The sequence below is a fragment of the Exiguobacterium sp. s16 genome, assembly GCF_018618115.1.
In the GTDB taxonomy this organism is placed as follows: domain Bacteria; phylum Bacillota; class Bacilli; order Exiguobacteriales; family Exiguobacteriaceae; genus Exiguobacterium; species Exiguobacterium mexicanum_A.
The window spans coordinates 160,546-175,220 of record NZ_JACSLM010000002.1 but is presented as its reverse complement, the minus strand read 5'-3'; the positions used below and the strand labels follow the sequence as shown (position 1 = coordinate 175,220).

At 52.6% G+C, this 14,675-nt stretch carries 15 protein-coding genes; 3 read left to right on the top strand and 12 right to left on the bottom strand.

The window, feature by feature from the left end:
* Positions 1-21 precede the first annotated feature (21 nt).
* Positions 22-531, bottom strand: a complete 510-nt coding sequence (locus KNP86_RS04390; protein ID WP_235420207.1) for a hypothetical protein — start codon at positions 529-531, stop codon at positions 22-24.
* A gap of 105 nt (positions 532-636) precedes the next feature.
* Positions 637-1,284, bottom strand: coding sequence for a tRNA (guanosine(46)-N7)-methyltransferase TrmB (gene trmB, locus KNP86_RS04385; RefSeq protein ID WP_034778289.1), 648 nt, complete (start codon positions 1,282-1,284; stop codon positions 637-639).
* Between the two features lie 135 nt (positions 1,285-1,419).
* On the opposite strand from trmB, the gene cydS reads away from it, so the two are divergent.
* Positions 1,420-1,530: a cytochrome bd oxidase small subunit CydS family protein gene (cydS, locus tag KNP86_RS15835; RefSeq protein ID WP_021065570.1), complete on the top strand. Its 111-nt coding sequence runs from the start codon at positions 1,420-1,422 to the stop codon at positions 1,528-1,530.
* Between the two features lie 45 nt (positions 1,531-1,575).
* Here the strand turns inward: cydS and KNP86_RS04380 are convergent, their stop codons facing one another.
* The 6 genes from KNP86_RS04380 to pepV are packed head-to-tail and all read right to left on the bottom strand — an operon-like array spanning position 1,576 to position 8,594.
* A complete protein-coding gene (locus KNP86_RS04380; protein WP_034779996.1) occupies positions 1,576-2,370 on the bottom strand; it encodes a phosphotransferase family protein in 795 nt (264 codons plus the stop codon).
* Positions 2,371-2,420: 50 nt separating this feature from the next.
* Entirely contained in the window at positions 2,421-4,586 is a 2,166-nt protein-coding gene (gene pulA, locus KNP86_RS04375) for a type I pullulanase (protein ID WP_214753027.1), read from the bottom strand.
* Between the two features lie 21 nt (positions 4,587-4,607).
* Positions 4,608-5,447: an NERD domain-containing protein gene (locus KNP86_RS04370; RefSeq protein ID WP_034778292.1), complete on the bottom strand. Its 840-nt coding sequence runs from the start codon at positions 5,445-5,447 to the stop codon at positions 4,608-4,610.
* Complete coding sequence (thpR, locus tag KNP86_RS04365) at positions 5,417-5,992, bottom strand: RNA 2',3'-cyclic phosphodiesterase (RefSeq protein WP_034778294.1); 576 nt, start codon at positions 5,990-5,992, stop codon at positions 5,417-5,419. The genes KNP86_RS04370 and thpR overlap by 31 nt, the downstream gene beginning before the upstream one ends.
* Positions 5,993-5,997: 5 nt before the next feature.
* On the bottom strand, positions 5,998-7,149 hold the full coding sequence (locus tag KNP86_RS04360; protein ID WP_084592834.1) for an MFS transporter: 1,152 nt from the start codon (positions 7,147-7,149) through the stop codon (positions 5,998-6,000).
* 59 nt (positions 7,150-7,208) lie between these two features.
* The gene (gene pepV / locus KNP86_RS04355; RefSeq protein ID WP_034778296.1) at positions 7,209-8,594 is read right to left on the bottom strand and encodes a dipeptidase PepV; all 1,386 of its coding nucleotides are present in this window, start codon (positions 8,592-8,594) and stop codon (positions 7,209-7,211) included.
* 306 nt (positions 8,595-8,900) lie between these two features.
* On the opposite strand from pepV, the gene KNP86_RS04350 reads away from it, so the two are divergent.
* Positions 8,901-9,122, top strand: a complete 222-nt coding sequence (locus tag KNP86_RS04350) for a DeoR family transcriptional regulator (protein ID WP_081637897.1) — start codon at positions 8,901-8,903, stop codon at positions 9,120-9,122.
* An 81-nt stretch (positions 9,123-9,203) separates the two neighbouring features.
* On the opposite strand, the gene KNP86_RS04345 is transcribed toward KNP86_RS04350, so the two are convergent.
* Together KNP86_RS04345 and KNP86_RS04340 are read right to left on the bottom strand one after the other, a co-directional pair.
* Positions 9,204-9,914: a pseudouridine synthase gene (locus KNP86_RS04345; protein WP_034778298.1), complete on the bottom strand. Its 711-nt coding sequence runs from the start codon at positions 9,912-9,914 to the stop codon at positions 9,204-9,206.
* Positions 9,914-11,611 carry a putative polysaccharide biosynthesis protein gene (locus KNP86_RS04340; RefSeq protein WP_034778300.1) on the bottom strand — a complete coding sequence of 566 codons (1,698 nt, stop codon included), beginning with the start codon at positions 11,609-11,611 and terminating at the stop codon, positions 9,914-9,916. The genes KNP86_RS04345 and KNP86_RS04340 overlap by 1 nt, the downstream gene beginning before the upstream one ends.
* A gap of 138 nt (positions 11,612-11,749) precedes the next feature.
* Between KNP86_RS04340 and KNP86_RS04335 the strand changes: the two genes are divergently transcribed.
* Positions 11,750-13,024, top strand: coding sequence for a BaiN/RdsA family NAD(P)/FAD-dependent oxidoreductase (locus KNP86_RS04335; RefSeq protein ID WP_034778302.1), 1,275 nt, complete (start codon positions 11,750-11,752; stop codon positions 13,022-13,024).
* A gap of 41 nt (positions 13,025-13,065) precedes the next feature.
* Here KNP86_RS04335 and KNP86_RS04330 read toward each other — a convergent pair whose 3' ends face one another.
* Positions 13,066-13,578 carry a pyrophosphohydrolase domain-containing protein gene (locus KNP86_RS04330; RefSeq protein WP_034778307.1) on the bottom strand — a complete coding sequence of 171 codons (513 nt, stop codon included), beginning with the start codon at positions 13,576-13,578 and terminating at the stop codon, positions 13,066-13,068.
* Between the two features lie 14 nt (positions 13,579-13,592).
* A complete protein-coding gene (locus tag KNP86_RS04325; protein WP_034778308.1) occupies positions 13,593-14,666 on the bottom strand; it encodes a hypothetical protein in 1,074 nt (357 codons plus the stop codon).
* Between the last annotated feature and the right edge of the window lie 9 nt (positions 14,667-14,675).

Genomic DNA, 14,675 nt, shown 5'->3' with positions numbered 1-14,675 from the left:
AAGAGCCTCGCGGCTCTTTTTTTAACGTGGGTTATCGTTTTTCTCATAAATCGGGTTCATGAACTCGGTCGTCGAGTAGAAACGTGGAACAACCACGAACAAGATGACTACCGGGATCGCGATTAAGAGTAGCAAAATCAACACAGGCAACCAATAGACAATTTGTTGTCCGAGCATGTCGATGTTCGCATCCGCAAATTCAGTCGCGCCTTCGACTTCTGCGAGGTCAGCTGTTGCGAGGATTTTGTTGTCCGTCGCATCATAGTAATGGAACTCGGTCTTACGTGTGATGAAGATGCCGTCACGGATCGTATCAATTTCAACGACCGCCGCGATGACTTCATTGCCATTCGAATGACGGAGCGTCTCTTCTTTTACGATTTCAGCCGTTCCTTCTTTGTAGTCATAATGCGTGGCTTTCAGATCCTCTTCAAGGGCGTCCAAGAACGCCTCGTTTGCCGAGGTATTAAGTGGTGCGATTGTTAGAATGAAGATTAGTGCAAGCAGGCTTGCCCATGCTTTTTTCAACATCCCCATGTTCCCCCTTCTCTAATTCCAGTTTAGCGTCATTCCTATTGTACCAAGAAGAAAGAAAAAAGTGTGAAGAAAATGCTATTAAAATAAGAAAAAAGCGTGTCAAATTTTCGGACGGAAAGCTGCCTCCATCCGATAAATCGGTTGTCCCATGGCGCTGAAGCGCTCTTCGTACTCGGTGCGCACGTTATCCGCCGGTTCGTTCACATGAAGATCAAGTGAAATATCTGTGAAGTACATGCCGTATTGGCTCATGCTTTCGAGCGAATATTCGAATAACCCCCGGTTATCCGTCTTGAAATGAATCTCGCCTCCGCGTGGCAACACAGCCTCGTACGTGGCGAGGAACGTTTTATACGTCAAACGACGTTTCGCATGGCGTGTCTTCGGCCATGGATCGGAGAAGTTCAAATAGACGCGATCGACTTCACCGGCTTCGAAGTAGTCGACGAGTTGCTTGGCATCAACAGTCAACACGCGGACGTTTGGCATCGGTGTCTCGACGAGCTTTTGCACGATCGATACGGCGACGCTCTCGAATAACTCGATGGCGATGAAGTTGACGTCCGGGAACTGTTGGGCCATCCCTAAAATGAATTGGCCTTTCCCCGAACCGACCTCGATGAAGAGCGGATTGTCGTTCTTAAATTCTGCTTTCCAGTTCCCTTTTAACGTTTCGGGATGAGTGATAAAGACGTGTTCTTGAGCTTCCATATATTCTTTGGCCCAAGGTTTGTGACGTAAACGCATGTTTTTCCAACCTTTCGTTCAAGAAATGTTCAAGTTTATGCTGACTAGCCGCTTCGTGCGAGCAGTCCCCTTGCGATTATACACGAAATCATTGTTTAATGAACATGAATCATCCTTCACAAGGAGGTTATATCGATGAGCACGTTGGATCAATTTTTAATCTTTTACGCGGCCCCGCTGACGTTTTTCGGCGCCGTCATCGCCACGTTCGTTTGGGCGTATTTCATGAAACCTGATGATGTCTAATGCATATGGAAAGGGATGGCTCACACTCGTGATCCATCCCTTTTTTCATTGTGTCCGTTCATCTGCCTCATCGAGCAGTTCACGGAGCACGGTCAATCCTTCTGCCCGGGCGATGCCGTTCTGTTCCCCATACAACGTGAGAACCGTCTGGGCAATCGCATACCAGTGCATCCGGTAATGGAGCTCTGACGTGTAACGGATGCCGTAATGGCTAAACCACGTCTCCCACTCCGCCTCATCGACATAACTGTAAACGACCATCGCCAAGTCAAAGGCACGGTCGGCGATGATGGCGTCATCCCAGTCGGTCAAATACAACAGACCCGTCTCGTCCTCGATCCAGTTATTATGGTTAAGGTCCGAATGGCAGACGACAAGTTCACGTTCGTCATCAATCGGTTGATGCATAGTGAGCCAACGGACCGCTTCATCAATCGTCACATCCGCCTCGTCTTGCTCATAGGCGGCACATTGCCGAAGCAATAGCGTCGACGTGACCGGTGTATGATTCAATTGCTGCAGCATGAATAATAGCTCTTTCGAATGATGAATCTTCCCAAGCTGTGCCGCCACATCAGACCGTTTCATATCGGTTGGCGATAGCTCACGACCTTCGATAAACTGTTGGGCACTGAGGACGTCGCCGTTGAACATCCGCTTCGTCCACAGCAATTTGGGGACGATGCCTTCGGCGGAAAGAATGGCTAAAAACGGGGACGAGTTCCGTTTGACAAAGATTTTTTGTTGGCGCGTCGTCGCTACGTACGCTTCGCCTGTAATCCCGCCTGCGGAAGCCACCGTCCACTCTTCACCGAGCGCACCGATTATATCTGAATACATATTCATCACGCTCAAATCTCATTAAGAATTACAAAGATACAATCACCATATTAACACGCGATAATCGTCATTGACAACGACTCGACTTGAATCTCACGCGGATTTCGTGCAATCGGGACGAGGCTCGCCGTTTCCCCTTGCACATAAACGTTCCAGTCTCCGTCAGCATGAAACGTCACGTCACCGAACGTTCCGTTCAAATAGACACGGACGCGTTGCCACGCATCGTAGGAATGGCTCGCCGTCAACTCATAGGCGATCACGCCTGGAGGCGACGGAAGGAACTTGAATTGCTCCACGACTTTCTGCCGACTATCGTAACGGAAACAAGTATGACGGCGCCGCAATTTCAGCAGCGTCTTCACAAATTCGACTTCACTCTGACGCTCGTCCCGCAAATCCCAATCGAAGTGATTGATTCGGTCCGGTGCGTTGTAACTATTTTCGACCCCTTGTTTCGTCCGACCAAACTCCTGGCCTGCATGGAGAAACGGGACGCCTTGCGACGTGATGACGATGGCCGTGGCGAATCGTTGCATCCGTAATCGCACCGCCTCGTCCATATCCTCACACGATAAGAGCAATTTATCGTAGGTCGTGTAATTGTCATGCGCCTCGACGTAATTGATTGTATATTGCGGGCTCGGGAATCGTCCGACGGTGACGTTCGGGATTTGAACCGCTCCCGTGATGCACTCTCGAAGCTCCCATTCCCGCCATTCGTTACCAGAGACGAAACCGCGTTCGCGGTCATTGAACGTCGACCCCTTTAACGCGTCCCGCATCATGTCATTGAAGTGCCCGATTCGAGGTATAAAGGCGGCGTTATGGGACGAGGCTTTCAACGATGGGCTGAGCGGTGTCGCCAAATCCCATCCTTCCCCATAAATCAAGATTGAACAATCAATCTTATCAAGCGAAGCCCGGACTTGATTCATTGTCTCGACATCATGGATTCCCATCAAGTCGAACCGGAAGCCGTCAACGTGATACGCCTCGGCAAAGAAAGTCACACAATCGACAATCATCCGCCGCATCATGTACCGTTCCGAGGCCGTGTCATTCCCAACCCCAGTCCCGTTCGCGACCGTCCCGTCATGTTCATAACGGAAATAGTAGTAAGGGACGAGCGCTTCGAGCGAGGATTGTTCACGGATAAAGACATGGTTCATGACGACATCGACGACGACCCGCATCCCGTGACGATGCAGTTCCTCGACCATATGAGCATATTCTAGAATTCTCGATAACGGCTCGGCTGGGTCTGAGGCGTAACTCCCCTCTAACCCGAACCAATGAATCGGGTCGTATCCCCAATTGTATGGCATCCGGGTCGCCTCATCGACGCTGCCGAAGTCATGGACAGGCAACAGTTGCAGATGGGTGACCCCGAGTTCTTTCAAATAATCGAAGCCGGCACTGTTTTCGCCTCTCGTTCTCACTCCGGTCTCGACGATGCTGCCATACAAACCTCGCATCTGACTCATCGAGGACGGATGGCTCGTGAAGTCCCGGATGTTCAGTTCATAGATGACCGCATCGGTCGCTTTCCGCAGCGGCGGCCGTTCCGTCGGCGTGACATGGGCGGCGACATGCGCCTCGACATCGATCAATACGCCAAATTCGCCATTCAGGCTGACGGCTTTCGCGTAAGGATCGACGACCTCGTTCGTTTCGACTGGCGTCTTGACGTACAGTCGATAATAGTGACCTTCATAAAACCGTGGCACGTCGGCATGCCAGACACCACGGCTCTCTTTAGACATACGAAACCGCTCGATTTCACGATGTGTCGTCGAGTCGTGGATGACGAGCCAAATCGAGAACGCGACGGGAGACCAAACGTATGCCTCGATCGAGTGTTCGGAAAAAGTGAGGCCGAGCGGTCCGTCATAGGCATAACGGCGTTCGAACTCGTCCGTATGCACGATTTCACGTGGCACGACGACAATCGTTTTATGTCCGGGGTGAAATACAGTATAGACCGCTTCAAGCGTGACCGGTCGCGCCAATCGGATATCTCGCTCAATCGTACCGGCCTCTGTCGTCCATTCATTGAGCACCACATAGTCGACCGGTCGACCGTTCTGTTCAATCTGTACTGGAACGGATTCATATTCGGCGATGACTTCCAGTCGAATCGTCTCGAACGAGAGCAAAGATGCCCGTTCAATCGTCACATGTGACGTCGTTTGCTGCTCTGGTGTGTGATGCATACGCGTTCCATCCTCTCCAACCTACTGGTCCAAAAATTGTCGAAACGGCATCTGGGCTGTCGCATCTAGTAGTTTCGCCACATCTCGAATTTGTTGGGCTTTGACGATCGGTGCCCTCGTGTTCACTTGTTTCAGCCACGACTCATAATCAGAGCGTGAAATGAACTGAGTCGACCTTGTCTCGGGCACGTGATCGAAATAGCCTTCTGGGGCCACCGTGACTTTTTGGATGACCCCGTCATAGGACGGAAGAAACTGTCGAATGATTTCTTCAGTGCGCGTCAATGCAATGAGCGGATTGACTACACGTTTATTTTCCCCTTTGAGCGGTTGATGAATCCATGTCTTCTGCTTTGAGATGTGATAGATGCTCCGATCCCCGTCAAGCCATTCGACCAAATACAGATGTGACGGTCCGATGATAAGATGGCTCAATTCGACAGTTGCCCCGTTCCATTCGACAACTGGACGATACATGAAGAAGTGTTGGTCGTTCCATTCGGTCACCATCTTGCGATAACCGTATTCACGAAGGAACGGCAAGAACGGCATGTCTGCTTCGGTCGCCCCTTCACATGCGAACTGCAACTTCTGGATGTGGCGACGGTTCGCGAGGAGCGCCTGGAACTGCGTCTCCGAGAGTGGGGTCGGTTCGAGCTCGATACGTTCCGTTCGACGCCAAAATTTCCACCATGGGTTCTCGAACTCCATGATCTCGGGCGGATTCAACCGATTGGACTCATGCAGGCGGCGCATACGGGCGACATCGGACTCGACGTATTCTTGGAAACGATTGAACTGATCGAGCATATTTCGTTCATATTTAGATGTCACGTCAAAAATTTTAATCGGGATCGCCATGTGTCCTCCTCTGACCGCTGTAACGGAAATACTTCAACTGCCTCATAGGCAGGGGTGTGGTTCGGATTGATTCGATAAAGGATGACGGCTTCAATCGACTCTTCGATCTTGAACGTCGGGGGGATGTGTGGAATGATCGTTCCGGTGTCCCACTTTTTGGCGAGCGTGACGTGCGGGACGAACGGTTTCCGGTCGAGTGACGCGATCTCTTCAGACAGCTTGCGCCGGAGCGTCCCGGTGAGCGCCGTCAATTCTGCAGACGAATCCGGGACAATCGTCAACACTCGAGGACGATCTGGTCTCCCGAAGTGATCAATTTGTTGGAACATCAGTGAAAACGGAGCCGTCACTTCCGTCACGTCACGCGTGATCTCTTTGACCGCCTCGACTTCATCATCGTCCAATGCGCCAAGAAACTGAAGCGTCAAATGGAATTCTTCCGGCCGATACGTCCGGCGATACGAATAAAACGGCAAGATGGCCCGTTGAACGCGTTCGAACTCCGCCTCCTCCATCGGTAGGGCTATAAAGTAATGTGTCGACATCGGAATCATCCTTTCTCACGAAACCGTCTCAACCCTAAGAATAAAATCGCGCCAATCACACTGACGACTGTGTACATCCAAAATACACCGATAATGCTGTTCACTTCAATGATGATTCCGCTCAACTGATTGAACGCGGCCGTCGCCAAACCTGAAGTAACTGCCATATAGACGCCAATCGCCGTCGAGGTGACGTTTCGGCTGACAAGGCTTCGCACAAACTGAAGCGCGACCGGAATGAGCAGGCCGACGACGAGCCCTTGGACGATGGCGAGCAGCCAGACGACCCACAGTTCTGGTTCGAGTGCGAGCCAACCGTTGCGGAGCGCTGAAACTAACGCCGCTCCCGCAAGTACGTTGACCGTCCCAAGACGTTCGACGATTTGATACGCCACTTTCATGAACGGGATCTCACAAAGCACGGCCACTAAAAACAACGTCCCGACGAGCGTCGTCGAGCCGCCGATACTCGTCACGTATATCCCGAAGTAATAGTTGTTCGCATAGATTGGACCGAAGACGAGCATGCCCCCAATCAAAAAGGCGATGAACGGGGCGTTCCAGACGGCCGACCAAGCGAACGGGGCGACCGTCGTCGCGCGCGTTGCAACCGGTTCGGCAATCGTCCTTAACACGATGCTGCCGGCCACGAGTACGATGGCGCTGAGCAAAAATGTGCTCGCAAGACCCCACGTCGTATCCGCGATTCGTCCCATCATGAAAACGGCGATGGCGAAACCGGCCGATCCGAATAGACGGATGGCTCCATAATCAATTTTGACACGGGCCGTATAATCGAGCGTCATCATATCGATAAGCGGGATGTGCGCGCATTGGAACACCGACCAGGCGACCATCAAGAGCACGATCCAAACGTAATCGGTCGCGAACAAGAACGTGATGGAAAGGGCGGCCGCCCCGATCATGGCGATACCGAGCCACGCCCGGACACGGCCCGTCCGATCGGCAAGCATGCCCCATAACGGCTGGACACCAATCGAGAGGATCGGCATGATGGCGACAATCGTCCCGACCTGACCCGGAGACAAATCAAAGCGTGCCTGCGAGAAGAAAAGTGCCATGTAAGGAATGAGGGCCCCTTGTGCGAAAAAGATAGCGACATACATTGATTGAAACGATAGTTTTTGTTGGTTCACTGTAAACTTCCTTCCTAACAGACAGAGAGCCGACCGAATCAGTCAGCTCTCACGGATTATTATTTAGCGAGCTCATAAATCGCTTCCGCATAGATGGCGGCGGCGCGAAGTAAATCTTCAATTTCCATGTATTCATCGACTTGGTGTGCGACATCTTTCGCTCCTGGGAACAATGCGCCGAAAGCCACACCAGCCTCGAGCGAACGGGCATACGTTCCTCCGCCGATGGCCATCAAGTGTGCCGATTCGCCGGTTTGACGCTCATACACATCCGCCAACGTTTTCACGAGCGGATGGTCCTCGGCCACGTGGTGCGGCGGCATATGGTGACGCGTCGACAGTTCGAACCCGAACGACAAGGCGATCTCTTTCAAGTTTTGCAACCGTTCTTCAAACTTCGCGGTATACGGATAACGGATATTGACCGTCGCCGTCCGCTCTTCGCCTTGATAGCGGAACACGCCACCGTTAATCGTCAAGTCACCGGTCTCGTCGGTCGCTTCGATGCCAAGCGAAATCCCGCGTGAGTCAGCAAAGACGTGGCGGATGAACTCGATGTAGCGCTCCCCTTGAATATCGAGTGGAAGCGTCAGTAGGAACCCGGCAAGTACGTAGGCCGCGTTCACACCATTATCCGGCTCCATCGCATGGGCGGCGACACCTTTCATCGTGAACGTATACGTCCCCGCTTCCCATGTGCACGTCCCGTCGGCCTCATATTTCGCAAGGTAGGCCTCAAATTTTTCTTCGAGCACATCTTCTGTCTCAAGTACCGCGGTCGCGAAATCCGGGACCATGTTCGGACGTTCTCCGCTCACGAACGAGACCAAGTGATGTTTCGAGCCGGGTACGCGCTGAATTGGGAGTTGCTTCAAGACACCGTCATACAAACCTTTTTCCGCGTTAATAATCGGGAAATCAGCATCCGGTGCGAAACCGTATGTCGGCATCGCTTCCTGCTTAAAATATTCACGGACACAGCGCCATTCGCTCTCCTCGTCACAACCGGCGATGAGGCGGACACGTTTCGATAGCGGCAACCCGAGCTCTTTCACGATGCGCAACCCGTAATAAGCAGCCATCGTCGGACCCTTATCGTCATTGCTGCCGCGGGCGTACAGTTTCCCGTCCGCGACCGTCGGATTGAACGCCCCATACGTCCATCCGTCTCCGGCCGGCACCACGTCTAAGTGGCAGAGGATCCCAACGATTTCTTCGCCTGACCCGTACTCCAAATGTCCAGCGTAACCGCCGACATCTTTCGTCACGAATCCGTCACGCTCTCCTAACGCAAACATATAATCGAGGGCACGGCGGACTTCAGGACCAAACGGCTCGTTCGGTCCGGCCTTGTCTTCATCGAGGACGCTCGGGATTTGTAACAACCCTTTTAAATCTTCTAAAAACGCGTCTGTTCGTGCGTCGACTTCTTGTCTCCAATTCATCTCAATCTCCCCTTTGCGAATGTTCTCTCCCTTATTAGTATATCCAAATGTTAGAAAGACGAACATTCATTTCGAAAATATTTTTTCGTTCGTCTTTTAGAAGTTTTATTATCCATTTACACGATGTTCATTCGATATTTACGTTCATAACATGTTCTTTACATTTCGATTGTTCGTTCTTTTCACTTGCAATTATATTTGAGAGCGGTATACTAAAGGTGTAATTTTAGAAAATAACAATTTCATATTTCATTTGTCGTCCGTAGGTTTTGTCTTTCATCATTCTACGCATTGGGAGGTCATCCAATGAAAGGTTCAACAGATCGTATGCTAACCCGCATCAAGTCCATTTATTTGTTCATTAACGAAAGGGAATGCGTCACCACTTCAGAACTAGTAGAGGAGTTTGGGATCACGTCACGCACCGTACAACGTGATTTGAACGTTCTTGAATACAACAATCTGGTTGAAAGTCCGAGTCGGGGCACGTGGACGTCATCAAAACGTTCACTCAAGACGGCAAATTGAATAACAAGTTACAAGGGATTCCGCACGCGGGTCCCTTTTTTTGCACAAAAAAGTACGTGCCGATTGACACGTACTTCCGAATCATATGAGGAACAAGTCGACTTCCGTTTCTGTCAACTCACGGTATGCACCAGGTTCAAGCGTCGGATCGAGTTCGAGGCCACCGATTTGGACGCGCTCGAGCCGCTCCACATGTTTTCCGACCGCGGCGACCATCCGTTTCACTTGATGATACTTCCCTTCCGAGAGCGTCAAGCGAATCGTCGAGCGGCGCCCGGACTTGCTGAGCAGTTCAAGTCGTGCCGGTTTCGTCGTGTAGCCGTCCTCGAGTTCGACGCCTTCGGCGAAGCGACGGACATCATCTGCCGTCATCTCCCCATCGACTTCGGCGATATATACTTTGTCGACGTGTTTACGAGGCGACATGAGCGCGTGATTGAACGCCCCATCGTTCGTCAATAGCAACAGGCCGGTCGTATCTTTGTCGAGGCGTCCGACCGGGAACAAATCGTAATGGGCATAGGCCGGGTCGATTAAATCGACGACCGTCGACTCGACTTTGTCCTCGGTCGCACTGATGACACCAGCCGGCTTGTTCATCATCAAATAGACGAACGGTTTGTACTCGACGACTTCCCCGTGCACGGTCACACGTTCCGCCTCTAAGTTGATTTGTCGTTTCGCATCTTTGACGGGCTGGTCATCGATCCGGACGGCCCCTTGTTTCAATAAAATCTTGACGTCTTTACGCGAACCATATCCCATGTTCGCCAATAATTTATCAATTCGCATTATGCTTTCCTCCGATATTGGAATCGTTTCCCTAGTAGTTTTCCGGCCAAGTGACTTCTCCAACCGAGATAGCCGTATACGACGAGGCCGATTCCGAAACCGACGATCGTAGCCAATATATCGTTCCCCCAGCTCGGCTCATCTTGGAGCGTGACGAACAACGAGCCGTATACCGCGATAAACATCGCCCCACCCATGGCAAACATGAGCATCGTCCGACGCAACAATTGCTTATACGGGAACTGGAGCGTCCGTTGAATTTTCCACACCATGAGGATGATCGCGACAATATAGCCGGCGATCGTCGCGTAACCGGCGCCGATGCCGCCGAGCGCATAGACGAACGGTACGTTGAGTGCAGCTTTCGTCAATAGTCCCATCGCCGTCGCGAAGATCGTGAAGTACTGACGATTGATCCCTTGCAGGATGGCCGCTGCCACCGAGTAATAGGCCAGGAAGAACGCACTCGGCGCATAGTGGAGCAAGTAGACCCACCCTTCCCGGTCACCCGGGAACAGTGTCCCGAACAACGGCTCGGAGAGGGCGACCAACCCGATGACGGCCGGGATGGTGACAAAGAACGACACTTGGAAGATGTGGTTCACTTGATTACGGACTTTATTCATGTCGCCGTGCGTGAACGATTTCGTGACGAGCGGAATCGTCGCCATCGACACACTTGCCGCGATCGATACCGGAATCAAGACGATCTTATGGGCGTTCCCGGTCAAGAATCCAAACGCGGACGTCGCTTCAGCGACCGACTTGCCCGAGTTGAGCAACGTGTTGACCATCGTCAACTGGTCGACGAACTGATAGAGCGGCGTCGACAAGCCGACCATGACGATCGGGATCGAGTAACTGAGCAACTCGAGCAAGAGCGATTTCATCGAACGGACCGGCGTACCGGCCGGATTATCCGTCTGACGATGGATGTCTTTCCGTTTGCGCCAATACATGGCGAGCACGACGATACTTCCGATTGCCCCGATAAAGGCGCTGAACGTCGCGATCGTCACGGCGAGTACTTTCAACCCGTTCAACTCGGTCGTCGCCACGGCAGCGGTCCCACCGAGCGAGTCGGCGAGCGGACGAATGAGTGCCGAGTCCGAGAAGACGAACAAGACGAGCATCGTTCCGCTGAGCAGGAACATGATGCGGACGATCTGTTCGATGACTTGCGAGATGGCCGTCGGGGCCATGTCCTGATGTCCTTGGAAATAGCCGCGCACCATGCTCATCGCTGGGATGAGCAGGAGTGCGAAACTGACGCTACGCGTGACGAGCGTCAACGAGTCGATATATTGCTGATTGTTCTCCGAGTTGCGGACCATGAGTTCTGATAACCACGGTGCTGAGAAAAACAGTAATAAAAAAGCGACGACTCCGGTCACGAGCATCAGCTTCATCCCTTGACGGAACAAGCGCTGACTCGTGCCATATTCACCGAGCGCGTTATACTTGGCGATAAATTTTGAGACGGCGACAGGAATCCCCGCCGTCGAAATGGCGATCATGAGCGCATAATAGGTGTAGGCCGCCTGATAGAGCGTGACGCCGGCAATCCCGACCATCGCTTGGAAGGGAAACGTATAGAGCAGTCCGAGCGCACGCGAGATCAAATTTCCGGCTGATAAGAGCAGCGTGCCTTTGACGAAGGACTCCCGTCCTGAATCTTGTTTGACGCTTGATGACATGAGATACCTCCATCTATTCTTTCACAACTAATGTACCTAGTTTTACAAAACAACCGTTTCTCATTATACTCTTACTGTTGCAGATAATAAAGTTACGAACCGTTAAAGTTTAGATTGAGAAGAGAAACGAGGGATACCATGATGAAAGATGTCATCGTCATCGGAGGAGGGCCAAGCGGCCTGATGGCGACATACGCCGCCGCCAAAGCCGGAGCGAACACGCTCCTGATTGATAAAGGTTCGAAGCTCGGACGCAAGCTCGCCATTTCTGGCGGCGGGCGCTGTAACGTCACGAACCGCAAGCCCGTCGACGAACTGATTCAGTTCATTCCGGGGAACGGACGCTTCTTATATAGCGCCCTCGCCCAGTTCGACAACCAGTCGATTATCGACTTATTCACCGGGTTCGGCATCCCATTAAAAGAAGAAGACAACGGCCGGATGTTCCCAGTGACGGACAAAGCGCAAGATGTCGTCAACACGCTCCTCGGCGCCATCGACGCACTCGGTGTCGAGATTCGCAAAAACGCGAAAGTGAAGACGCTCCATTTTAATGAAGCAAACGAGTTTGAAGCGGTCGAACTGGAGGACGGTGAACGCATCGAGGCAGGCGCATGTGTCATCGCTGTCGGCGGACAATCTGTCCCCCACACCGGCTCGACCGGCGACGGATATCCGTGGGCCGAGAAAGCCGGGCACACGATCACGGAACTGTTCCCGACCGAGGTGCCGATTTTGTTGAACGATGCCTTTATCGGCACGAAACAGCTTCAAGGGCTGTCGCTCCGGGACGTCGCCCTCACCGTCCACGGCAAAAAAGGCAAACCGATCAAGACACACCGTGGCGATATGATATTCACGCACTTCGGCATCTCGGGCCCGATCGCCCTCCGGTGCAGCCAATATACGATCAAAGAGCGCAAACGCAGCAAAGAGCGTGTCGTCGCCCTCTCGCTCGACTTGTTCCCGGACATGGCACGTGACGAGCTGTATCAAGAGCTGTGGAACCAAGTCCAAGAACAACCGAAACGGGCCGTCAAGAACGTCTGGAAAGGGTTTATCCCGGAACGGATGCTCGACCTGTTGTTGGCCGACCTCGCTTTCGGTGAAGAAGACGCGAGTCAGTTGAAGAAACAATCGGTCATCGATTTTGCGACACGACTGAAGACGTTTGAGCTACATGCGACCGGGACGCTCGATTTCGACAAAGCGTTCGTCACCGGCGGCGGCGTCTCTGTCAAAGAGATCGCCCCGCAGACGATGATGTCGAAGAAAGCGGACGGCCTGTTCTTCGCCGGCGAGGTGCTCGACATTCACGGCTATACAGGTGGTTATAACATCACGGCCGCCTTCACGACCGGACATTGTGCCGGGTCGCACGCCGCAGAATTTGCTGTACGTACAACCGTATAAAAAAGAGAGCCTATCGCGCGAGATAGGCTCTCTTTTTGGTGTCACTGTTTCGCTTCAAGTTGGCGTCGCACTTCCGCCTCGAGCTCTGGCTCGGGTGGCAACCAGCCTTCCGGCTTCATGACCTTATTGTCTGACGCGCGCAGGATCGGCTTACCATCCGGACCGAGCTTCGCCATATTGGCGCGCTGCACGATCTCGAACAACGGCACCGGGTCGAGCCCGAGCTCGACGAAACTGCCCATCACGAAATAGAGGGCGTCCGTGAGCGCATCACCTTGTCCGACGAGTCGCTCGACGTCATTTGTCGGTGGGGCGTCCTGGAGCGATTTCTGAACAGCCTGTTCGAATCCTTGTTGGAACGTGGCGACGGCTTGCAGGAACTCTTCCTCGTTCCGTGCCGATTGATGTAAAAATTCGACGACGGCCTCTTCTGCCGTCCAGACCGAACGTTTGACGGCCCGGTCTAACTCGAGCGGCTGTGGCGCACTCGCTTCCGGGTGCCCGAACGTCTCATGGAATTGGCGAACTTCTTCATAGAAATAGCGTTTGCTCATATGATCCTCTCCTATCAGTCGACCGAGACGAAATCGTCAAGGTCGAACACATCTGGTCGCACGATGGCGAAAATTTCATTGTCTTGCAAAAACATACCGGTCGACCCGTACACACGAGGAGTGACCATCTGTCCGTTCATCGTCCCTTCATCCGGGTTGATCGTGTAGAGGACGAGTTCTTCTGAATCGAGGACGTAAATGCGTCCCTGGCGTTCGACGAGGCCGACACCGCGGAAGTTCTCGAACTTCTGTTGAATCGAGGCGCTCATCCCTTCGGTCGTGAGCGGTTTTCTCGACTCAATGGCCCACTCCGTCTCAGGCGCTGGCGCTTCTTCGGCGTCTGCCTCATCAGCCGTGGTCGCCGTATCGGCGTCTGAATCCACTTCGGTCGTCGCATCCGTCTGGTTCGCATCGGCTGTTTCTTCTGTCTCTGGCTTCGCTTCAGCATCGGTGGCCGTCTCATCCTCGAGCGTCCGTTCTTGGACGTATAACAGTTCCACGTCGGGCGTGTCCGCCAAACGGCTCATGATGATCAGTCGTTTCGTCTCCTCGTCATAACCGAGGCCGAACAATCGGTCTGTCGAGGCGATTCCTTTAATCAATTTGCGTCGTTGTTCCGTCCACCGGCCCTCTTCACGCTCGATTGTCACGAGAACCCCATTCGCCGTGACGGCATAAATCTTGTCCTCGGAAATCATGCGCATACCGATGAACTCGCCGAACCGGTAGGGCTGTCCTTCGTTGCTGAGGATGAGTGACGCGTTCACGCGATTGGCGTTCCCGCTCACTTCGAAAAATTCTTTATTTTTCGTCAAGACGAGATATGATCCGATCGTGTCACTATAGTACACTTCATCGAGCTGTTGAATCTGTTCGAGGGCATCGGTCGTATCGATATCCTCCTCGTCCGGCGAGGCTTCGACGGGAGGTACAGATGTCGCTTGGTGACTCGTTTGAATCTCTATTTTTTCAAACGTCGAGGCGATTTGGCTTTGAATATCCTCGTCCGAAAAGACGAACACATAGCACAAAATCACACCGACGACGACGGCAAACAGCGTCGTATATAGTACGTAAGAACGTTTCATGGACGTTTC